The sequence below is a fragment of the Thermosynechococcus sp. genome, from assembly GCF_046299635.1.
Classification (GTDB): domain Bacteria; phylum Cyanobacteriota; class Cyanobacteriia; order Thermosynechococcales; family Thermosynechococcaceae; genus Thermosynechococcus.
The window spans coordinates 25,441-45,114 of sequence record NZ_JBKBHV010000001.1 but is presented as its reverse complement, the minus strand read 5'-3'; the positions used below and the strand labels follow the sequence as shown (position 1 = coordinate 45,114).

General features: G+C 52.4%; 25 protein-coding genes. 7 read left to right on the top strand and 18 right to left on the bottom strand.

All coding sequences use genetic code 11. The features are described 5' to 3' along the window. Positions 1-3 precede the first annotated feature (3 nt). Positions 4-780, top strand: a complete 777-nt coding sequence (locus ACK4IR_RS00280) for an S-adenosyl-l-methionine hydroxide adenosyltransferase family protein (RefSeq protein ID WP_409871054.1) — start codon at positions 4-6, stop codon at positions 778-780. On the opposite strand, the gene ACK4IR_RS00275 is transcribed toward ACK4IR_RS00280, so the two are convergent. Both ACK4IR_RS00275 and ACK4IR_RS00270 read right to left on the bottom strand, forming a co-directional pair. After that, positions 772-2,022, bottom strand: a complete 1,251-nt coding sequence (locus ACK4IR_RS00275; RefSeq protein ID WP_409871052.1) for a vWA domain-containing protein — start codon at positions 2,020-2,022, stop codon at positions 772-774. The genes ACK4IR_RS00280 and ACK4IR_RS00275 overlap by 9 nt on opposite strands. A 63-nt stretch (positions 2,023-2,085) precedes the next feature. Continuing rightward, entirely contained in the window at positions 2,086-5,094 is a 3,009-nt protein-coding gene (locus ACK4IR_RS00270; protein ID WP_409871049.1) for an AAA family ATPase, read from the bottom strand. Between the two features lie 105 nt (positions 5,095-5,199). Between ACK4IR_RS00270 and ACK4IR_RS00265 the strand changes: the two genes are divergently transcribed. Next, positions 5,200-5,802 carry a Uma2 family endonuclease gene (locus ACK4IR_RS00265; RefSeq protein WP_409871046.1) on the top strand — a complete coding sequence of 201 codons (603 nt, stop codon included), beginning with the start codon at positions 5,200-5,202 and terminating at the stop codon, positions 5,800-5,802. A 696-nt stretch (positions 5,803-6,498) separates the two neighbouring features. Then, positions 6,499-6,900, top strand: a complete 402-nt coding sequence (locus tag ACK4IR_RS00260) for an AbrB family transcriptional regulator (protein WP_409871043.1) — start codon at positions 6,499-6,501, stop codon at positions 6,898-6,900. Positions 6,901-6,910: 10 nt separating this feature from the next. Here ACK4IR_RS00260 and ACK4IR_RS00255 read toward each other — a convergent pair whose 3' ends face one another. The 11 genes from ACK4IR_RS00255 to ACK4IR_RS00205 all read right to left on the bottom strand — a co-directional run bounded on the left by ACK4IR_RS00255 (position 6,911) and on the right by ACK4IR_RS00205 (position 12,948). Next, a complete protein-coding gene (locus tag ACK4IR_RS00255) occupies positions 6,911-7,033 on the bottom strand; it encodes a hypothetical protein (RefSeq protein WP_409871041.1) in 123 nt (40 codons plus the stop codon). Positions 7,034-7,048: 15 nt separating this feature from the next. Then, positions 7,049-7,138, bottom strand: coding sequence for a hypothetical protein (locus ACK4IR_RS00250; RefSeq protein ID WP_409871039.1), 90 nt, complete (start codon positions 7,136-7,138; stop codon positions 7,049-7,051). After that, positions 7,135-7,374, bottom strand: a complete 240-nt coding sequence (locus tag ACK4IR_RS00245) for a hypothetical protein (protein ID WP_409871406.1) — start codon at positions 7,372-7,374, stop codon at positions 7,135-7,137. Before ACK4IR_RS00245 ends, ACK4IR_RS00250 begins: the two co-directional genes overlap by 4 nt. A gap of 39 nt (positions 7,375-7,413) precedes the next feature. After that, complete coding sequence (locus tag ACK4IR_RS00240) at positions 7,414-8,085, bottom strand: Uma2 family endonuclease (protein WP_409871037.1); 672 nt, start codon at positions 8,083-8,085, stop codon at positions 7,414-7,416. Then, positions 8,082-8,543, bottom strand: a complete 462-nt coding sequence (locus ACK4IR_RS00235) for a hypothetical protein (RefSeq protein ID WP_409871034.1) — start codon at positions 8,541-8,543, stop codon at positions 8,082-8,084. Before ACK4IR_RS00235 ends, ACK4IR_RS00240 begins: the two co-directional genes overlap by 4 nt. After that, on the bottom strand, positions 8,504-8,662 hold the full coding sequence (locus ACK4IR_RS00230; RefSeq protein ID WP_409871032.1) for a hypothetical protein: 159 nt from the start codon (positions 8,660-8,662) through the stop codon (positions 8,504-8,506). The genes ACK4IR_RS00235 and ACK4IR_RS00230 overlap by 40 nt, the downstream gene beginning before the upstream one ends. A gap of 24 nt (positions 8,663-8,686) precedes the next feature. Further along, a complete protein-coding gene (locus ACK4IR_RS00225; protein ID WP_409871029.1) occupies positions 8,687-8,866 on the bottom strand; it encodes a hypothetical protein in 180 nt (59 codons plus the stop codon). Between the two features lie 188 nt (positions 8,867-9,054). Next, positions 9,055-9,831 (bottom strand): phosphate ABC transporter ATP-binding protein PstB, encoded by a 777-nt coding sequence (gene pstB / locus ACK4IR_RS00220; protein ID WP_409871027.1) that lies wholly within the window; start codon positions 9,829-9,831, stop codon positions 9,055-9,057. 44 nt (positions 9,832-9,875) lie between these two features. Continuing rightward, the gene (gene pstA / locus ACK4IR_RS00215; RefSeq protein ID WP_409871024.1) at positions 9,876-10,823 is read right to left on the bottom strand and encodes a phosphate ABC transporter permease PstA; all 948 of its coding nucleotides are present in this window, start codon (positions 10,821-10,823) and stop codon (positions 9,876-9,878) included. Next, the gene (gene pstC / locus ACK4IR_RS00210; RefSeq protein ID WP_409871400.1) at positions 10,823-11,836 is read right to left on the bottom strand and encodes a phosphate ABC transporter permease subunit PstC; all 1,014 of its coding nucleotides are present in this window, start codon (positions 11,834-11,836) and stop codon (positions 10,823-10,825) included. The genes pstA and pstC overlap by 1 nt, the downstream gene beginning before the upstream one ends. Before the next feature lie 101 nt (positions 11,837-11,937). Beyond that, positions 11,938-12,948: a PstS family phosphate ABC transporter substrate-binding protein gene (locus ACK4IR_RS00205; protein ID WP_409871021.1), complete on the bottom strand. Its 1,011-nt coding sequence runs from the start codon at positions 12,946-12,948 to the stop codon at positions 11,938-11,940. Between the two features lie 270 nt (positions 12,949-13,218). On the opposite strand from ACK4IR_RS00205, the gene ACK4IR_RS00200 reads away from it, so the two are divergent. Further along, entirely contained in the window at positions 13,219-14,106 is an 888-nt protein-coding gene (locus ACK4IR_RS00200) for an alpha/beta fold hydrolase (protein ID WP_409871020.1), read from the top strand. On the opposite strand, the gene ACK4IR_RS00195 is transcribed toward ACK4IR_RS00200, so the two are convergent. From ACK4IR_RS00195 to ACK4IR_RS00185, 3 genes are read right to left on the bottom strand one after another with little or no spacing between them, the layout of a single operon-like run. Next, complete coding sequence (locus ACK4IR_RS00195) at positions 14,103-14,894, bottom strand: YdcF family protein (protein ID WP_409871018.1); 792 nt, start codon at positions 14,892-14,894, stop codon at positions 14,103-14,105. The two genes, ACK4IR_RS00200 and ACK4IR_RS00195, sit on opposite strands and share 4 nt — an antisense overlap. Before the next feature lie 4 nt (positions 14,895-14,898). Beyond that, positions 14,899-15,630: a photosystem II S4 domain protein gene (locus ACK4IR_RS00190; protein WP_409871016.1), complete on the bottom strand. Its 732-nt coding sequence runs from the start codon at positions 15,628-15,630 to the stop codon at positions 14,899-14,901. Beyond that, on the bottom strand, positions 15,631-16,029 hold the full coding sequence (locus ACK4IR_RS00185; RefSeq protein WP_409871013.1) for a hypothetical protein: 399 nt from the start codon (positions 16,027-16,029) through the stop codon (positions 15,631-15,633). It lies immediately after the preceding gene. 65 nt (positions 16,030-16,094) lie between these two features. Here ACK4IR_RS00185 and rpmI point away from each other — a divergent pair, with 65 nt between their 5' ends. From rpmI to lgt, 3 genes are read left to right on the top strand one after another with little or no spacing between them, the layout of a single operon-like run. Then, positions 16,095-16,292 (top strand): 50S ribosomal protein L35, encoded by a 198-nt coding sequence (rpmI, locus tag ACK4IR_RS00180; RefSeq protein ID WP_409871010.1) that lies wholly within the window; start codon positions 16,095-16,097, stop codon positions 16,290-16,292. Between the two features lie 39 nt (positions 16,293-16,331). After that, on the top strand, positions 16,332-16,682 hold the full coding sequence (gene rplT, locus ACK4IR_RS00175; RefSeq protein WP_409871008.1) for a 50S ribosomal protein L20: 351 nt from the start codon (positions 16,332-16,334) through the stop codon (positions 16,680-16,682). A gap of 14 nt (positions 16,683-16,696) precedes the next feature. Then, positions 16,697-17,503, top strand: coding sequence for a prolipoprotein diacylglyceryl transferase (gene lgt / locus ACK4IR_RS00170; protein WP_409871006.1), 807 nt, complete (start codon positions 16,697-16,699; stop codon positions 17,501-17,503). Here lgt and ACK4IR_RS00165 read toward each other — a convergent pair. Together ACK4IR_RS00165 and cobA are read right to left on the bottom strand one after the other, a co-directional pair. Further along, positions 17,500-18,090 (bottom strand): chromophore lyase CpcT/CpeT, encoded by a 591-nt coding sequence (locus tag ACK4IR_RS00165; RefSeq protein ID WP_409871003.1) that lies wholly within the window; start codon positions 18,088-18,090, stop codon positions 17,500-17,502. The two genes, lgt and ACK4IR_RS00165, sit on opposite strands and share 4 nt — an antisense overlap. Before the next feature lie 62 nt (positions 18,091-18,152). Then, on the bottom strand, positions 18,153-19,673 hold the full coding sequence (gene cobA / locus ACK4IR_RS00160) for a uroporphyrinogen-III C-methyltransferase (protein ID WP_409871001.1): 1,521 nt from the start codon (positions 19,671-19,673) through the stop codon (positions 18,153-18,155). Between the last annotated feature and the right edge of the window lies 1 nt (position 19,674).

Genomic DNA, 19,674 nt, shown 5'->3' with positions numbered 1-19,674 from the left:
CCTATGACCTGCTGGATTACACTGCTCACGGATTTTGGTCATCAAGATGCCTATGTAGGAGTGATGAAGGGGGTGATTTTCAGTATTCATCCCCAAGCGCAGGTGATTGATCTGTGCCATGAAATTCCACCGCAGGACTGCCGCACCGCCAGTTTTCAGCTCTTACAGGCGTTTCCCTATTTTCCCAAGGGCACCGTTCATCTGGTCGTTGTCGATCCGGGGGTGGGAACCAGGCGGCGGGCGATCGCCCTTGATTTCGGCAATGCCTATGGTGTCGGACCAGATAACGGCGTCTTTAGCCAAGTGTGCGATCGCTATCCCCCGCAGCGAGTGGTTGAACTCACCCAGCCGGCCTTTTGGCGTACCCCCAACCCCAGTGCCACCTTCCACGGTCGGGACATTTTTGCCCCCGTGGCTGCCCATTTAGCCGCAGGAACGGACTTCGGGCGCCTTGGTTCTGCCATTGACCCACAGAGTCTGGTGCGCTTGTCCCATCTCACCTATGAGATGACACCCCAAGGCGTCCAAGGCTGGATTCAGGCCATTGATCACTTTGGCAATGTGATTACCACGTTCCCTGCCGCTCTCTTAGCCAAGGGCTACCACTACATCCAGATTCAAGGACAACAAATTCCCCTCCTTCACACCTATGGTGATGCCCCGCACCAACAATTGATGGCCTTGGTGGGAAGTCATGGCTTTATTGAGCTAGCGGTGAATGGTGGCAGTGCCCAATTGGTCTTAGGCTGCCACAACGGCGATGCCCTCTGGCTAGTTTGAGGGAGGACTGCTCAGAACTGTTTTGGAGGCAATGCGCGTGCGCTTGAGAGCCGATTCACTGAGGGTGGATTGTTGTTGTAGCTCTTGGGCGGAGGCTTCGAGGATTTTTGCCGCTTCGGTATCCCCCAGTTGCAGGGCGGTTTTGGCAGCACTCTGGAGAAAAGTTGCAGCGCCAGCGGTGTCCCCCGCTTGCAGTTTCGTTTCCGCCAGCTTCGTTTTGCGGTATTTTTCCAAGGTGAGAATGCTCTGCTGCACTTCTGGATCGACCTGCGGTGTATGGTCGGGTTCGGCGGTGAGGGTGAGGGGAATCCTCTCGGAAAACAAGTCTGTGGACTGCTGGAGGGGGCTGTCATAGCGAACCTGCACAAAACCAATCAGGTGCGACCCCGGCGGCAAGGGTTGAACACTGAGGGTAATGAGGAGGGTGCGTTTGACGGTAGCAGAGACATCGCCGACGCGAATCACATACTCATGGGGATGAGGAGTTTCATAGGTGAGTTCAATGGTATCGGGAGCCACTTGGTTGACCGGTTTGAAGTTGCCTAGCTGTGCTGCTTCACTCAGGGTCAGCAGAACATGGGCATTGGTGTAGTCCACACTGCTGATGTGGCTAAAGAGCGACTGAAAACAGGCGATCGCCTGCTCGGCATACTCAATGAACAGAAGGCGCCCACCACCGGCATCGGCAATCTGCTCAAGCACATCCTGATTCCAGTGAACGCCAAACCCCAAGGTATTAAACGTGATGTTGTACTCTGCTGCCAACTTGGCCAGTTCAAGGCAGCGTTGGTTATCGCCATGCTCATTTTCACCATCGGTGAGCAAAAAGGCTTGGGAGATCGTTCCTTGTTTGGCTTTTGCCAACTCCGTCAGCGCCAGTTTCATGCCCAAATCAATGGCAGTGCCGCCACTCGGTTCCAGTTCGTCAATTTGGGCTTTGATGGCGGCTTTGTCCTCAACCCATTGATTGGGCACTAACACTTGAGCTTTGTGATCAAAGGCCACCACACTCAGGCGATCGGTAGGCAGCAGCCGATCCACCAACGACTGTGCTGCTCGCTTCACCGTTGCCAAAGGAACACCGGCCATGGAGCCACTGTGATCCAAAATCAGACAGAGATTGAGGGGCGCGCGCTGCTGTTGCTGCCGCTGTGCTGTTAATGTCAGTTCCAGTTGCCGCTGTGCCCCCTGTCCGGCGCTGACAATGGGATCGCTGAGTTTGGCAATCAGTTCAACCGTCATAATGGTAAAGTGTGCTGTTGCTGACCGTACTCTACCATTTTGCCGAAAACTACCAGAGCTGTCCTAGGTAATGATACTGAGTTGGGAAGCTCCCGCTGTTTTAGTGACTTCAATGCGGGTTTGAAAAGCTTCTTTAAGGGCAGGGACGTGGGTAATGGCCAAAATACAGTGAAATTCTGGGGCGATCGCGTTCAGGGCAGCAATGAGTCGCTCACAGCCTTGGGCGTCTTGGGTACCAAACCCCTCATCAATAATCAGAAACTGAACATCACTTCCGGAACGCTGTGCTAGCAGCCGCGCCAATGCTAAACGCAAAGCAAAATTAATGCGAAAGGCTTCACCACCGGAATAACTTTCGTAGGGACGGGTACCTTGGCAATCGGCAATGAGAATATCAAGGGTTTCAATGGGCTTCGTGTCGGCTCCAATGCGGCGGCTGCGCTGGGTAATGAACTGAACATGGAGCTGATGGTTAGTGAGACGACCGAGGATATGGTTGGTTTCTGCCTCCAGATGGGGGAGGACGGTTTCAATGAGCATGGCGGGAATGCCATTTTTGCCGAAGGCTTGGGCTAGCTCACAGTAGAGGCGATATTGGTGGCGGAGATGGGCAAGGGTTTGTTGTCCCTGTTCGTATTCCTGAGTGAGGCGATGGAGTTGCTCTAATTCAGCGGTGAGCTTTCCGTAGTGGGCAAGATAGGTCTCTAGGATCTGCTGCTGTTGGAGGAGTTCCTGTTGACGTTGGTTGAGATCGGCGGCAAGGCGGGTGGTGGCGCGAGCAGTGTCCTCAAGGGGGGCGAGTTTGTCAGTAATGCGTTGCAGTTGTTCCCGTTGTTGCTGAAGTGTCTCCTCAAGGTTCTGGAGGTCTTGGCGGAGTTGGGGTTGGCGCGATCGCCCCCGTTGTAGGGTCTGATAAGCCTCATAGTCGGCTTCTAGTGCAACTAGTTGTGCCTGAATTTGGGCATGGCGCTCCGGATCGTAGGCTAAGGCTGCTAACTTCTGGTCAATGGTGGCAAGGTTTTGAGCCAAAGGAGAGGTGGTTTCAAGGGCATTGAGCTGGCGTTGCAGTTCCTCCTGTTGAGCCATGAGGGCAGGCAGTTGCTGCTGAATCTGACGGTATTGCCGCTGCGCTTGGCGGAGTTCCTGTTCTTTGGCTTCGGCCCAGCGCCATTTTTCCACTTGTCCGCGGGCGATCGCCAGATTTTTTTCGTCATAGTTCAGACGTGCCAGTTCTGCCTCAATCGCTTCTAATTCCCCCAGCGTCTCCTGAGGGCCGTTGGCAAGCTGCTGCTCAATCTGCTCAATTTCCCCGGCCAAGCGATCCAGTTGCGGTTCTAAGTCCTGCGTGCTCTGGAGTTGCTGCTGAAGTTGTCCCCGTTGCTCAAACAGTTGCGTCAGTTGCGAGATTTCATAGCCCACCGTTAGATATTCCCGTCGCAGGACTTGAATTTCCCGCTCCGTAACCGCTAGTTGCTCACGAATCACCCACAATTGATTGAGGAGTTCTTCTTTTTCAGCGGCATTGCGCTGTAGGACTGCCTGATGGTGCTGGGCATCGAGGGGACGCTGACACAGAGGGCAAATGGCTCCCGGCTGGTTGAGGAGTTCTAAGCGCTGCTCCAGTTGATTGATTTGCCGTTCATACTCCTGCTGGCGGGCTTGGAGTTGCTCTAGGAAGCGGCGGCGCTCCAGTCCCTTTTCCCGCACATGATCTTGATAGATGCGCTGTTTTTCAAGGGTTTCAATCTGGGCGGTAATCAGTGTCACTGCCTCTTGCAGAGTGGGTTGCCGTTCCACCTGTTGATGGAGATGCCGCCACAACTGCTGTAATTCCTCGCGACGGCTGCGGAGGCGTTGCTCCTGCTGTTGCTGTTCCAGTTCAAGGCGCTGTTTGGCTTGCAGGAGGGGAAAGACTTTCTGCTGAAGCTCTTCTTGGGCTTGGAGGTGAGCGCGCGATCGCTGTAACTGTTCAAGAGCAGCCACAATCTGATTTTCTTGCTTGAGGAGCTTTTCCAACTGCTGGCATTGTTCCTGAAGAAATTGCTGCTGGCTCTCCAATCCATGCAGGGTACGCAGGAGGTCTTGGCGCTGTTGGTTCAGGCTCTGCTGGTGGCGATCGCGCTCTTGGCGCAGCCGTTGATAGTCACTAAAACACTGCTGCAATTGAGCTTCAGCGGTTTTCAGGCTCTGCCATTGGCTGGCGGCAGCTTCCAACAGGGGGGCACGGGCTTCTAAATCTGTAATAGCCGCCTGTTCTTGGCGGAGCTTCTCGCACTGCTGCTCCAGATGGGCGATCGTTGTCCCTAGGGTATCTCGCTGCTGTTGTAAATGTTTGTAGTCCCGCTGTTGCAGTTGATGGACATGGTAGGTGGCTCGTTGCTCCTGGAGTCGTTGTTGAGACTGCTCGAGCTGCTGCCGTTGTTGTTGGATCTGCTGATTCAGTGCTGCCTGCTGGGCACGCAAGGTAGGTTCTTGAGATAGTTGATTCTCTAGGGTCTGGAGGTGTTGTTCGAGAACACTGATCTGGGCTTTGTAGTCACGGGCGCGATCGCGAGCGGCTTCTGCGAGGGTCTCGTATTGATCTAGGCCTAAAAGGCTTGCCAAGAGCTGCTTGCGCTCACTGGGGCGTTTGGCCATAAATTCATCGGCCCGGCCTTGGCGCAAATAGGCACTGTTGACAAAGGTGTTGTAGTCAAGGCGAAGAATTTGAATGATTTTTTCTTGGGTGGCCCGTAGCGATCGCCCCGTTAGCGAGGTATAGCCTGCTGCCGTCTGAATTTGTAGCTCCAAAACCGTATGTTGCTCCCGTCGCCGCAACCGCACCACCCGATAGGTCTGCCCTTGGACGCTAAACTCAAACGTCACTTGGGCTTCCATTTCACCGTAGTAGATCACATCATCCTCGCGGCTGGCGCGGCTTTGCCCCCAGAGTGCCCAAGCAATCGCCTCAAGGAGTGAGGACTTGCCTGCCCCATTAGCACCACAAATACAGGCTAGATGTAACCCGGCAAAGGGAAGAGTGGCTTGGCGATAACTGAGGAAATTGCGCAATACCAGTTGACGTGGAATCATAGGGCACCATACCCCTCATGTTGGCACAGTTTAGGGCATTCTACGTCCTAAAAAGCTAAACCCACTAATCCTCAACCGAATCAGGCTTTTCCTACAATTAAGATCATGATCACTACTACTGGCCACCCTGCTTCATCCCCCCAACCAGTACGATTTACGGTGCAGGACTATCACCGTTTAGTGGAACTTGGCTTTCTGAATGAAGATGACCACATTGAGCTAATTCGGGGGGAACTGGTGCGAATGGCTGCTAAGGGAACAGCGCACGAAAGCTGTCTGCGGCGATTGTTGCGAGTTTTACCGAAGATTGTGGGCGATCGTGCCACGCTTCAGTGCCAGTCGCCTATTACGATTGCCTTTGACGGTGAGCCAGAACCCGATATAGCGATTGTCTTGAATCGCGAAGATGATTATGCCTCAGCCCATCCCACGCCTGCGGACACGCTCCTTGTGATAGAAGTGGCGGATTCATCCCTAGAGTACGATCGCACAGTGAAACTATCTCTTTATGCTGAAGCCAAGATTCCCCATTACTGGCTGTTGAACCTCAGCGATCGCACGCTGGAAGTCTATAGCGAACCTGCTGAAGTTACACTGGGGCAATTTGGCTATCTCAGCAAAAGAATTATTCCAACCAATAGCGTTGTCCAACTGCCGCAGTTTCCTGAACAAGTGCTTGAGCTTGCTTCTATTTTTCCAAATAGTTGACAATGATCAGCAGGCTCACTAGGGTTTGACCCTCTTACTAAAGTCATAGGATTGTTACCCAGCTCATAGCTAGACCTATAACAGCGTTGTTAAACCAGCTCTATTTAGTTTCTCAAGGTTGAACCTCAGGGTTCCACTGACTTTCTTGCCGTTCGGTTTTTTCACCGCATTGCTCTCTAATTTTGGCGATGTGTAATTTTGGTGATGTGTGAACTAAAGTCACCTTCGGGCTTTTCTACCTCACGCTGAAGGGACTGTTGTAAGCATATTCAACTCTTGCAAAAAGCGCTGTAAGTTTTATTAGAGTCATTTTCTGAAGCATGGAGTATATACAGCTCTTTTCTTAAATATGGGAGATATAAAGGGAATGGAAACCTCTTCCATTGTGGCTTTTGGAGTTTTCAGCCTGTGCTACCCCTGTGAAAAGGGCTGTAAGAGAGGTGGAGGGCTTTCCTATACTAGCCTTCGCATTTTTTGACCCTCTTCCGTCTCTGTGAAAAGGAGTGTAAATGTAACTCGTCTAAAGGAAATGTAAAACCCTGACCCAAAGGCGATCGCAACTTGAATTCTGAAAAAAATTATGGTTTGCTAAAGATAGAGACTCATTCATTCCCCATTTACTGTCAAACTTTGGCAATCTTTAATCGAATCGCCAATGGAGAGGCAGTATTTGAATTGTTGAAAAGGTAGGTTGAAATGGAACGCAAACAAGTAGAACCCTTGACAGGTGCTGCTTTACTAGAGAAGTACAGACAACTGGAACATCTCAGCCACGAGGAAAAAGCAAAAGCCTGTGGCTACTACACAGTTACCCAAAGTGGCAAGGAGCGCATCAGCAAACTGAAGTTTAATAAGGCACTTCTTGAAGCCTTGGGTCTTAGTCTTGACAGTAAGTCAGGACGCGGTAGCAGCCGAGGTGGTCGCAGTGCCAGTTATCGAATTACAGTACAAGCCAATGGCAATTTGCTCATTGGTTCAGCCTATACCAAGCAAATGAATCTCAAGCCGGGGGATGAATTTGAAATTACCCTTGGTCGTAAGCACATTCACCTCAAACAAGTGAGCAGCAACGGTCAACCCACCGACGATGAAGATTAATGTGATATATCTAATCTGATATATTCTCTGATATATTGGGTGCCCCAAAGCCACCACCACCGAGGGTACAAATGCGCAGGCGATCGCCTGCTTGGACATTGATGATGGCAGTTCCTGCTAAGGGATGGGGCAAGTGTCCCGACTGTAGTCATTGATTTTCAGCCACGGCACCGCAGTCACCACCCGCAAGGCCAAAAGGGATAATTCTCCGCGACCGGCTGAGGAGGCTGACGGTCATGGGTTCCCGAAACTCAAGGACACGAATTGTCCCATCTCCGCCGGGGTGCTGCCCCAGATGGTCTCGTAGTTTTGCACCCGCAGAGCTGCGATCGCCGCATCACGAGACTGTTCTGGATTTTTGAAAAGCAGCTTGGGTGCCACCATTTGACCCGCGGGACGACGGGCAACGATCTCTGTAAATGGGCCGCCATGATCAATCCAAAATAGCCATTTCTCTTCAAGGCCACTACTCATTGAGGGGGAGAACAACTGCCTAAAGAGGTGCCGAGATGATCATGTATTGCTCAAGATTTGCACAAACGCCTGATGTTCTGGAGTAGCAATTCCCCGTTGGAGGACTTGCAAGACCGTCCCCAGATCATGCTCCAGTAAGGCTTGGGTGGCTAGCCAGAGGCCGGGAAACCGGCGACTGCGAAGAACCCCCTCGCCATCGGGGGTTAGGGACTCATATTCCCCTGCCTCCAGATAGAACCAGTGAATCTGGCGATCATAGGTACACCAGACGAGGTATTCCTGAACACCGTTGCGGCGGTACACCCTCAGCTTGTCGTGGAGATCGTAGGCAGCACTGCTGGCGGCAATTTCAACCACCAGTTCCGGTGCCCCCTCGATATAGCCATCCTCACTTATGTGAGAGTTGCCCCCCTTTTCAAGGCGCAAAACGGCATCGGGCTGCGGCTCGTTATCCCCATCCAAGCGAACCGTCGGATTGTCGTAGCAGCCTAGCCCCGGCGTCATCACGGTGTAAAAAAACAGCCAACCTATCATTGCGGCATGGGGTTGACTGTGACTGACACGAACCGGTGAAGCCACGTAAACTATTCCCTCAATTAGTTCTGCTTTTTTCAGGTGGGGCATGGCGGCATAGCGCCGCTCGAATTCCGCTCGACTCAGGCGATCGCCACTCTCCAGAGGGGGCAGGTTCAGGGAATGCTTCAGGGTCATGGCAGGCTGTTGGGGATTCGCGTGCTGCCTTTATTGTAGTTGGTGCATTCTGCGGCTATATTGCCACTGCTTGATTTGGGCAAGGGAGGCAACAAACGTTGTATTGGGAATACGTCTAAGGTAGCGATCGCCTGCTCCCACAAGGTCTTGGCCGCTGATGATTGCTGGGCCTTGATAGTAAGGGTCGCCTGCTCCGCCAGTTTGAGCGCCGCTTGATATTGACGTTCAGCATGCTGTTCAAAGGCCAGTCGTTGTTGCACCCAAGACAGTGCTGCCCGCTGTTCCCGTAGGGTGACCGCTAGGTATTCCCGTTCGGAAATTGCCCATGGAGGGGTGGTCTTGAATTCTGTCTCCAAGGTTTGAATGTGGGTCTCTAGTTGGAGCATCAACTGCTGAAGTTGCTCCGTTTCTTGAATCGTCAGCCAAGAAGGGGGTTCTGGTACACTCCTGCCAACCAAACACTAGGAGACTGCCATTGGCCTACGGCTCCTAAACCAAAGACTGCGAAGACGCTGGCCGCTAGGGCTAAGGGTTCACTTTGGCGATCGAGAGCCGCTGCCGAGGTTGGTGCAGCCACTGGCCGAGGTCGCAGCCGTACTCCTCAAGCAGGACGCTGCTCTCCCAACTGCCGCCCATAGACATCAATGGATTCGGGAAGTAGGAGGGTTAAGAAAGCAACCAAGACATCAAGGCAGGTGCGTTGATCGGGAATTTGTTCTGTCTCTAAGAGAATTTTCCAGCCTACGGCAGAGTGAGGAACCCGCACGTAGGTGGTCAGCAAGACGGATGGCTAATTCACGGGCGATCGCTTGGAGTGAAACCTCTCTTTACCGTTATCCCCAGCGATGCCACCATAACTGTGCTCCTAGAGCTAGAACAAATAACTGTTAACCCTAGGGTAGGAATCCATCCACAATCACGAGTCGCCCCTTAGACCACATTTTCAAGCGGACTTGAAGCACTAGGCAATCAACTAAAACGGCCACTAACGTAATCCGCTGTTTTCTGCTCTACTGGCTTGGTGAAAATAGACATCGTCTCGTTGTACTCTACCAACTCCCCAAGATACATAAAGGCAGTAAATTGCGACACCCGACTGGCCTGGTGCATGTTGTGGGTAACGATCAAAATCGTCACCCGATCCTTGAGTTCAACGATCAAGTTTTCAATGCTGATCGTGGCAATGGGGTCTAGGGCGGAGGTCGGCTCGTCAAAAAGGATAATTTCGGGATCCGTGGCCAAGGCGCGGGCAATGCACAACCGTTGCTGCTGACCGCCAGACAGGGAAGTGGCCGGCTCCTTTAAGCGATCTTTCACTTCATCCCAGAGGGCAGCATTGCGTAGCGATCGCTCCACCACCTCATCGAGAATTGACTTATTGTTAATGCCCCGTACTCGAAGCCCATAAGCAATGTTCTCATAAATTGATTTAGGAAAAGGGTTCGGCTTCTGGAACACCATGCCGATCCGCATCCGCACCTCAATGGGATCCATCTGCAACAGGTTCCGTGGATTGTCATTGCCTAGCCAGATTTCCCCCTCATAGCGGTTGCCCGGATAGAGGTCATGCATACGGTTAAAACAGCGCAGCAATGTTGTCTTACCGCAGCCTGAAGGACCAATCAAAGCAGTTACTTTTTTCTCATAGATAGGTAAGTTAATGTTCTTGAGGGCATGATTGCGGCCGTAGTAAAAGTTAAGATCTCGCACTTCTGCCAGCTTTCGCAGAGGACCTTCCTGAGTCATTGCACTTCCCTCGGTCAACTGAACCATTGTAACGATCCCTAAGACTAGAACTTGATACTTTTCCTGAAGCGATAGCGCAAATAAATCGCCGTCGCATTCACCACCAAGGTTAACACCAACAGGACGATACCTGCTGCCGCCGAATTGACCTGAAAGGCTTCTTGGGGGCGGGAAACCCAGTTAAACATTTGGATTGGCAGAACGGTAAAAGGTGACCATATCCAGTTGAAGGAAATATAGGGAAACTCCCCTTTAATCGGTGCGTCTGGCAAAAAGGTAATAAAAGTCAGCGCACCAATCGTAATCAAGGGTGCGGTTTCGCCAATTGCACGGGAGATACCAACGATAATCCCCGTCAAAATCCCCCCCATCGCATAGGGCAATACATGGTCAAAAATCATTTGCCAACGGCTAGCCCCTACAGAATAAGCGGCCTCTCGTATTCCTACTGGAATCGCCCGTAGAGCCTCACGAGTAGTTACAATCACCACCGGTAAAATGAGCAAAGCCAGTGTTGAGCCGGCCGTAAGAATACTCTCCCCCCACTTGAGAATATAGACAAAGAAACCAAGAGCCAAAAGCCCATAAATAATCGAAGGAACACCTGCTAGGTTCGTGATGTTGATTTCAATAAAGTCCAACAGCCAGTTTTTGGGGGCATATTCTTCTAAGTAAACACCCGCAGCAATTCCAAGGGGCACCGCCACTACAATTGTTACCAAGATAACCAACAAGCTCCCCACCCATGCGGTGAGAATCCCCGCTTCCTCTGGATCACTACTGGGGGGCGATAAAAAGAATCTCAGGTTAAGTAAAGGCCAGCCGCGAATGAACAGATCGGCAACTAGGAACACCAATGTTAGAAGGGCAACTAAAAGGGAAAACCAACCAAAGACAATAAAGACCTGTTCCCAGAGCTTACGCCGGCGGATAGATTCAGCAATGGCAATCGGGTCGTGGAGGACGGCGATGAGTTTTGGGTTGCGAATCATCAGTAAACCTCTCGATAACGCCGACTGAGGAAGTATCCAATGACGTTCATTAACAAGGTAGCAAAAAAGAGCATGATCCCCGCAGCAAAAATAGACTGATATTCCAAGGAACCGTGGGGCAAATCACCCAAGCTAACAGAGACAATAAATGCGGTCGTTGTTGCGGCTGCTTCAAGGGGGTTGAAGGTAAAGCGGGGTTGCAAACCGGCCGCCACCGCCACAATCATCGTCTCACCAACCGCTCGCGAAAAGCCAAGAATGTAGGCAGCAACGATTCCCGAAGTCGCAGCCGGCAAGAGTACCTTAAACGCTGTTTGGATGCGCGTTGCCCCCATCGCATAGGAGCCTTCTCTTAATCCTAAAGGGACTGCTTGGAGAGAGTCCTCAACAAGACTACAAATGTAAGGAAGCACCATAAGACCTACGGCAATGCCGGCTCCCAACATGTTAAAGCCAGGCAACTGAAAATACTCCCATTCCTCTTTACCTGGTATGAAGAACTTCTGCACGCCTAGGATAATTTTTTGGAGCAAGGGCGTAATGAATAACAGCGCAAAGTAACCGTAGACCACAGTGGGGATACCGGCCAAAATTTCTAAAATTGGTTTGAGAATCTCTCGCACCTTGGCAGGCGCAAATTCACTGAGATAGATAGCAGAAATCGTGCCCAGCGGAACGGCCACACAGCTAGCAATGAAACAGGTTGTCAGCGTTCCCGACAGCAATGGTAAGATACCGATGCCCACCGGCTCAATCAAGGGAGACCAATCAGTACTTGTGAAGAACTCCAGCAGCGCCTGACCGAGCGATATTTTCTGCATCTCCATAGCCTTCTCAAAGAAGATCACCGTTTCTGAAAATAGAATGTAGGTGATCGTCAGGGTTGTAAAAACCGAGGAGATGGCCGCAAAGAATAAAATAGAGGCAATGATTCGCTCGCGCCAAACGCGCACTGCCCGCGAGGGCAAAGAAACAGGAAGGTTGGTCCTGAGTGAGAAAGAATCCTGTGCCATAGGAGCAACTCTAAACTTAACTTTTTTATGAAAACTATAAAACAGGGTGCTGGCCTCGACTAAACCGAACACCCTGTTCGGTATGGTTAAGTTCTGCTCTCTTATTGCAGACCTCGTTTCAGAAGATCATCGATCTTCAGGCCAACCGGCTCTTTACCCCCAAAGGCAGTACCCACTTGGTTTTTGTTGAACCTTGCCAGAATTCTCTTGTAGGCACTGCTGGGCAGCGGCACATACTTCGACTTCCGAACAATTGCCGGACCGTTGCTCAGGTAATAGCTGACAAACTGGCGTACTTCTGGCCGTTTGGCAGAGTTGGCATTGACATAGATAAAGATGGGGCGCGATAGGGGCTGGTAAGTACCGTCGAGAACGGTTTTCTCCGAGGGCATAACGGGGCCTTTGCCGTTATCAATGGCCACCGCCTTGAGTTTGTTTTTGTTTTCCATGTAGTAGGCATAGCCAAAGTAACCAAGGGCTGCCCGTTCACGGCTCACCCCCTGTACCAGCACGTTATCGTCCTCACTGGCAGTATAGTCCTTGCGGCTGGATTTAGCCTTGCCGACAATTGCTTCGGTGAAGTAGTCAAAGGTTCCGGAGTCGGCACCGGCACCAAACAGTTTCAAGGGAAGGTTGGGAAAGTTAGAGCGAATCTGGTTCCAGTTGTTGATCTTAGAATCCGGCTCCCATATTTTTTTCAGCTCTGCCACCGTCAAGGAGCTAGCCCAGTTATTTTGGGGGTTGACTACCACGGTCAGAGCGTCATAAGCAACGGGAAGCTCGATGTACTGAACCTTGTTTTCCTTACAAGCCTCCATTTCTTTGGCCAAGATTGGCCGCGAGGCATTGGAAATATCTGTTTCACCGCGGCAGAATTTCTTAAAACCACCGCCTGTCCCTGAAATCCCGACAGTGACGCGGATTTTACCCCCCTGCGCTTTTTGAAATTGTTCGGCAGCAGCTTCAGTTACGGGGTAAACAGTGCTGGAGCCATCAATGCGAACCACAGGTGCACTTTGCTGAGACAAAGCAGCAGGAATCAGGCTACCCGACAGAGCTGCGATGGCTGCGACTACTCCTAGCCGAGCATAGCTTTTTGCAGATGTAAACATGGCGATGTTTCCTAGCGGAGTAAACAACGTTTTGCAAGTAATTTAGATTCGGGGTGACGGTTGCCCACACATTTCAAAGAGGCAAACCGATAGAACCACCCTTTCGTCAGGATAAGCAACAGATTCAAGGGATTAGGTTAAGACAAGGGAAAAATTTGGTTAAAATTGCTACCGAATGTTAGGGATCAGTCATATTGTTGAGGGGAGTAACAAGTTTACTGTTGATTGCGTTACAAGAGTTCTTTCAAGAAATTTGCAGGAGTGTCAGGAATGCTGTCGTTGGCCTCTAAAACTTATCAGTGGCAGGGTCTTTCCTGCGCTTATCGCTTGAGTTCGGAAGAAGGGCAAAGCCCCATTCTTTTTATCCATCCAGTGGGGGTTGGCCTCTCTGGGCACTTCTGGGATCGCTGTGTCAACTACTGGCAATCTCAAGGGGAAGGTTACTCATTCTACGTCCCTGACTTGCTGGGCTGTGGCCGGAGTGCCTTGCCCCATTGCGCCTACTTTCCCGAAGATTGGGCGGCTCAGTTACATTTCTTGATCACATCTGAGATTCGCCAAGCGGTGATTCTTGTTGTCCAAGGGGCATTGTTTCCTGTGGCGATGGAGCTAGTCCACCTTGATCCCCAAGTAGTACAAGTAATGATTCTCAGTGGACCCCCGGTAGCACCCTTAGTTTCCGAAAATACGGATCCCGCTTGGCAAAGGGTGCGCTGGAATCTTTTTGATTCTCCCTTGGGTTGGGGCTTTTATCTCTATGCCCGCCAAGAAAGTTTCCTGCGACAGTTTTCGATCAATCAGCTTTTTGCCAAGCCTGAGAATGTGGATGATGAGTGGTTAAAAATGCTGGTGGTGGGGTGTGCTGATCTTGAGACTCGCCATGCGGTGTATTCATTTCTGTCGGGCTTTTGGCGGCGGGATTACCGTCAGAAAATGCAGGAGACTCGGCAGCCTGTTCTGGTGGTGATGGGAGATCAGGCCTCCAGTATTAGTCGTAACGGCGGGGCTGAGGGAGCTGAGGAACGGTTACGGTTCTACACAGAGATGTTTCCCAATGCCCAAGGGGTGGTCATTCCGGGGCGCAATGTTCTGCCCTATGAGTCAACTACTGCCTTTGTGGAGGCGTGTCAAGCGTTTCTGCGAGCTCAAGACCTCTAAAGCCAACCCCGCAGTTTATAGACGAGCAGGCCTTGGTATTCCCGCAGGGCAATGGTGGTGATGTACACGTTGTAGGGATTGGGAATCAGACTGAGCAGGAGGTTTTGCCACGTGGGCGATCGCGCGATCGAGAGATACCGATAGTCGGTGGGCGCTGGAATGACGTTCATCTCCAAGCGGCGAAAAATGGCGACAGATCGCGGCATGTGGTAAGCCGATGTAACCAGCAGCAGGTCGCCTTCGATTTGATGTTTCTCCAAGAGGGCTTTGACATTGACGGCGTTTTCGTAGGTATTCAGTGAGGTGGTGTCCAGCAGTATTTTGTCCGTCGGCACGCCGCAGGTGGTGGCAATTTCGGCCATATCCGCTGCTTCTCCCCGCTGAAAGGTTTCGCCGAGCCACTCAATGCGACCACCACTGAGGATGAGATAGGGGGCATACCCTTGGCGAAACAGATGGGCACCGTAGAGAATGCGATCGCCCCCTTCAGTGACTTCTACCCAAGGTCTTGGCGCAGTCTGGGGGACAACAGCACCACCCAGAACAACAATGGCGGCGGCTTTGGGCATGGGATCAGGAGGTAAATACTGCCGCTCTAGGGAAGCAATGAGAGCCGTTGCCACATAGTCATTACCGCTCAGGAGTAAAATGCTGAGGGCAATCACAAGGGCGATCGCTGCCTGTTTGGGGGCACGCCAGAAGCGGACAATAGCAAAGATCAATGCCCAACAGGCCAAGGGTAATGGATACAGCAGTGGCGGCAGCAATTTCGACAGCAGCAGGTCCATGGCTTTAGCGAATGCGCTCCATCTGAATGCGGTAGCGTTCTTTCTTGGTGACTTGAATGTCTTGAATCTGCAATTGCCCCTTGCCGCGAATGGCAATGAGGTCATTGACTTTGAGAAGATGCCGCGGTTGCTGCACGATTTGCCAATTGACCCGCACCAGCCCTTGGCTAATCCACTCGCTCATTTTACTGCGGGAGACACCAAACCCGGCTGAGGCCACGGCATCCAAGCGCAAAGAGGCCTCGACGGTACTGAGGGATTTCCGTTGCGGAGGCGCTACGGCCAGTTCTGACCAATCACACAGATCAACGGTCACCGCTACGGTGCGCACCTGTTTTAAGTGTTCTTGAAGGAGTGACACTTGCTCAGGAATGAGAATGATCTGTGCCCCCCGTTCTCCGAGAAGAATTACGTCGCCATAGTCCCCCGCATCGAGGCCGGCAGTGGCGATCGCTCGCTCAAAATCACCGTAGGTGGCCGGGTCAAAGAGAAAGTTGCCCGTTAGCCGCACTAAGGCCAAGGGAGGTCGGTGCTCCTCAAGATTGAGTGCAGCAGGGGCGATCGCCAGCCGACAGCGTTCCGCCTGAGGGTAGCCCCCCCAAGCCAGACCATGGACATCCGCCCGCTGCTCCAAGGTACCTAGAGCCTGCATCACTCCATCTGGAGCTAAAAAGGGGGTATGGATCACCGACCATGTTTTAATTGCTGTATCAATGGCTGTCTCTAGATCAAACATCTAAACCTCAAGAAATTCAGGCAGATCCAGCCACCGGGCAAGGTGGACTTTCACCTGCTGGCAAAATTGGGGGCGATCGCCAAATTTCTCGGTGCGGACTGTTTTGCGCTGCGCATCCAATGTCCAGCCGTAGTCACTGCTGAGGCGGATTTTCCCCTGCCAATCGGCAATCGAAAGCATCAGCTGCGGCGCGGGGCTATTGTCCACCCCCTTGACGCGAAAGACATAGTTAAAGGTGTTTTGCTTGGCGGCAGCAACCGTTGAGGCTTGACCGAACCGCTCCTTCAAGCGCGATCGCACTCGCTCCACAAATGCCGCATCGCCCAAGTCTTCTAGGGTGCGCATGGCCAATGTCAGGGCAAAATAAAACTCTTCGACAGGAATGAACTCCAGTTCCATGTATCTTGCCAAGATTCCCTTCAAAATAGTACACTAGTAAGCTGTGTCTAAAACAGGGCAAGGCTATGCCAAAGCTAAAAACACGTCGTGCTGCTGCCAAACGATTTCGGACGACGGGCAGTGGTAAGTTTGTCCGCCGCAAGGCCAACAAGAACCATCTGCTAGAGCACAAGTCCAGCGATCGCAAGAATCGTCTTTCTCACAAAGCTCTCGTCGATCCACGGGATTTTGAGCGGGTATCATTGATGCTGCCCTATGTTTAATTGATAAATTCTCAGTTTTCATCAAGGTGAAGTTGAACTATGGCAAGGGTCAAACGGGGTAACGTTGCCCGCAAACGGCGTAAAAAAATTCTCAAGCTGGCCAAAGGCTATCGTGCGGGGCACTCCAAGCTCTTCCGCACCGCCAATCAGGTGGTCATGAAGGCACTGTGTAATGCCTATCGCGATCGGCGGCGGCGCAAACGAGATTTTCGGCGGCTCTGGATTGCCCGGATTAACGCGGCTGCCCGTCAACACGGCATGAGCTACAGTCAACTGATGGGCGCCCTGAAAAAAGCCGAGATTCAACTGAATCGCAAGATGCTGGCGCAATTGGCCGTGCTGGATGCTGACGCCTTTGCCACTGTCATTCAGACTGCCCGTGCCGTTTAGAACCTGCTCTAGGCATGATTGCCACCTTCCAGTCCCCCGGTGCTACCCTTGAGCTGGGGTTTATCACCCTCCGCTGGTATGGGATCCTCATTGCCCTTGCCGTCTTTATTGGCATTTGGCTGAGTCAACGCTTGGCACGCCAGCGGCAGATTAATCCTGATCTGATTGCGGATCTGGCAATTTGGTTAGTTGTGGCGGCTATTCCTGCGGCACGGCTCTATTACGTCGCCTTTAACTGGGGCTTTTACCAAAAGCACTTGGATCAAGTGGCGCAAATTTGGAAAGGCGGCATTGCCATTCACGGTGCCATCCTTGGCGGTATGCTAGCGATGGCTATCTTTACCTATGTGCAACGGCTTTCCTTTTGGCAGGTGGCCGACGTAATTGCCCCTTCCTTGATTTTGGGTCAGGCCATTGGCCGCTGGGGGAATTTTTTTAACTCCGAGGCGTTTGGTGCGCCTACCGATTTGCCGTGGAAACTCTATATCCCTCCGCCGCAGCGCCCGCCCCAATTTCTGCACGAAGCCTACTACCACCCCACATTTCTCTACGAGTCTCTCTGGAATCTGGGAGTTTTTCTTCTCCTCCTGTGGCTCTTTCCTCAACCTCGCTATCAAAAGCCGGGGACGCTCCTGATGGTCTATGCCATTGCCTACAGCATGGGTCGCTTTTGGATTGAGGGGCTGCGCCTGGATAGCCTAATGGTGGGGTCGTTGCGGATTGCCCAAGTGGTTAGCTTGGTGGCGATCGCCCTAGGCGCTTGGGGTCTCTTTCGCCTCTATTACCAAGGCAAGCCTCTACCCGACTGGCAGACGGCCTAAGCCACAATTTCATCGGCAAAACTCTGCCAGCGCACAAAGTGAAAAGGCCCCGCCACCGATCCCCACACGTGCTCATCGGTTTCGGGATCTCGTCCGCGATCATGGCTAATGAAGCGATCGCCATCAATTTCAAACGTACTGTCTAAATAGGTTTCCCGTCCTTTGCGCACCACTTTGCAGGCTTTGCCCGGCTCCACTTCGCCGCGAAAGCTGTGCCCCGTCCAGTAGGTGAGCATGTTGCAGCCGCAGAGAAGTTCTAGATCATCGGCGGTCATCCCGTACAGCCGTTGGCGATCGCGAGCTGCTCCAAAGAAGCGTTTTTCATCCTTGAGCACATAATTTTTAATCACAATGTGATCATTGGCGGGCACCAGTTCCAAAACCCGCGTGCGGTAGGGAACCGCCAGCAGATAGTCATAGGCCTGTTCCACATAAAGGGCAATGCCCTCCAAAAAACCATTGGGCAGGGGTCGCATACACACCCGAATATGGGCATAGAAGGGCGGATTCTCAAAGGCTTGGGCTTGGTTACTAAAATCCGCCGCCATCCAACGGCCAAGGGTCAACACATCGGTTGCGTGTGTCATGCTCCACAATTGCCTTAAAACAGTCCTTATTTTCACACTAGCGGATTGGTGTACCCAAAACACTAAGTTATCTGTAATAAGGCCTGAAGGAGTCCCTCAAGGGTATGTTCTGTGGCTTCAGCGTCCACTCGTCCCAAGAGTTTGCGACAAGTTTGCGAGGTTTGCGGGCCAATACTGGCAATCTGTACATTCTGAAGTAGCTCTGCCGCCTGAGCACCCACCAATTGGCAAAAATGTTTCACTGTCTTAGAACTGGTGAAGGTGACGATATCCACCTGACCCGCTTGCAACGCCGCTAAGACTTGGGCATCAGCTGCTTGGGGACAGCGGGAATCATAAGCGGGTACCTCAACAACCTCGGCTCCGGCAGCCGTAAAGGCCTCCACCAAGATGGGTCGCCCCCCTTTTTCAACCCGTGGAAAAAGAAAACGCAAGCCCACAACCGGTTCTGGGAATTCGGCCACTAGGGCATCGGCAACAAATTCAGTGGGGGTAAAGTCAGCCACTAAGCCGTAACTGCTGAGGGTTTGGGCGGTTTTGTGACCGACAACAGCAATCTTGAGACCGGCAAGAGCACGGCTATCTCTGCCATGACCCTGTAGCCGCTCCATTAGAAAGGTAACGGCATTGTGGGACGTGAGAATCAGCCAGTCAAAGGTATCGAGTTGCGCCAAGGCCTGATCCAGTGGCTGCCAAGAACTGGGGGGTACGATTTCCAGTGTCGGCATTTCTAAAACGGTGGCACCTGCTGCTGTGAGTTGCTGAGTAAACTCACTTGCTTGGGTTGCTGCCCGCGTGACGAGAATGGTTTTGCCGTGGAGTCGAGACATGGGTGCTGGGGAAGTCCTCAAACAGTCAGGGAATGCCAGATCTAGACTAGCCACAGGGTAGCGTTTTTGGGCGATCGCGCCAATCACCACGACCGCAGGTGCCATGTCTGGAAAGTGGGGTGTCTTTAGATAGCCCTCGAGGGTGCCAAACCAAACCTGTTGCTGGGGTTGCCCGGCCCATTGCAGAATGGCCAATCCCTCTGTGGGCGATCGCCCCTGCCTCAGCAATTCCTCGACAATTTGCCGCAGGGAACGGGTGGCCATCAAAAATATCAGCGTCTCCATTTGGGCGATCGCTGACCAAGGAAGGGTCTCCGGGGCATGCCCCGACAAAATGGCCACTGACTGACTTACATCTTTCGCTGTAACACACAGCCCTGCCAATAGGGGTGCCGCCAGCGCGGACGAAACCCCCGGAATCACCACTGCCTCAAGCCCTGCCCCCAGCACAGCCTCCAGTTCCTGATGGAGACGGCCAAACAGTCCCGGATCGCCACTTTTGAGCCGAACCACCCGTTCATACTGCTGGCCATAGTCCACCAAAAGGCGGTTGATTTCTGATTGGGGAAATACCTCACCTCCCGCCCGTTTGCCCACTGCCACCCGCAAGCAATCATCGGGTGTGAGTTCTAGGAGGCTAGGGCAGAGCAGGGCATCGTAGAGAACCACTTGTGCCTGTTGAAGGCAAGTCCATGCTTGAATCGTGAGAGAAACAGGGGTTCCCAGCCCCGCCCCCACAAAATAGACCGTCAAC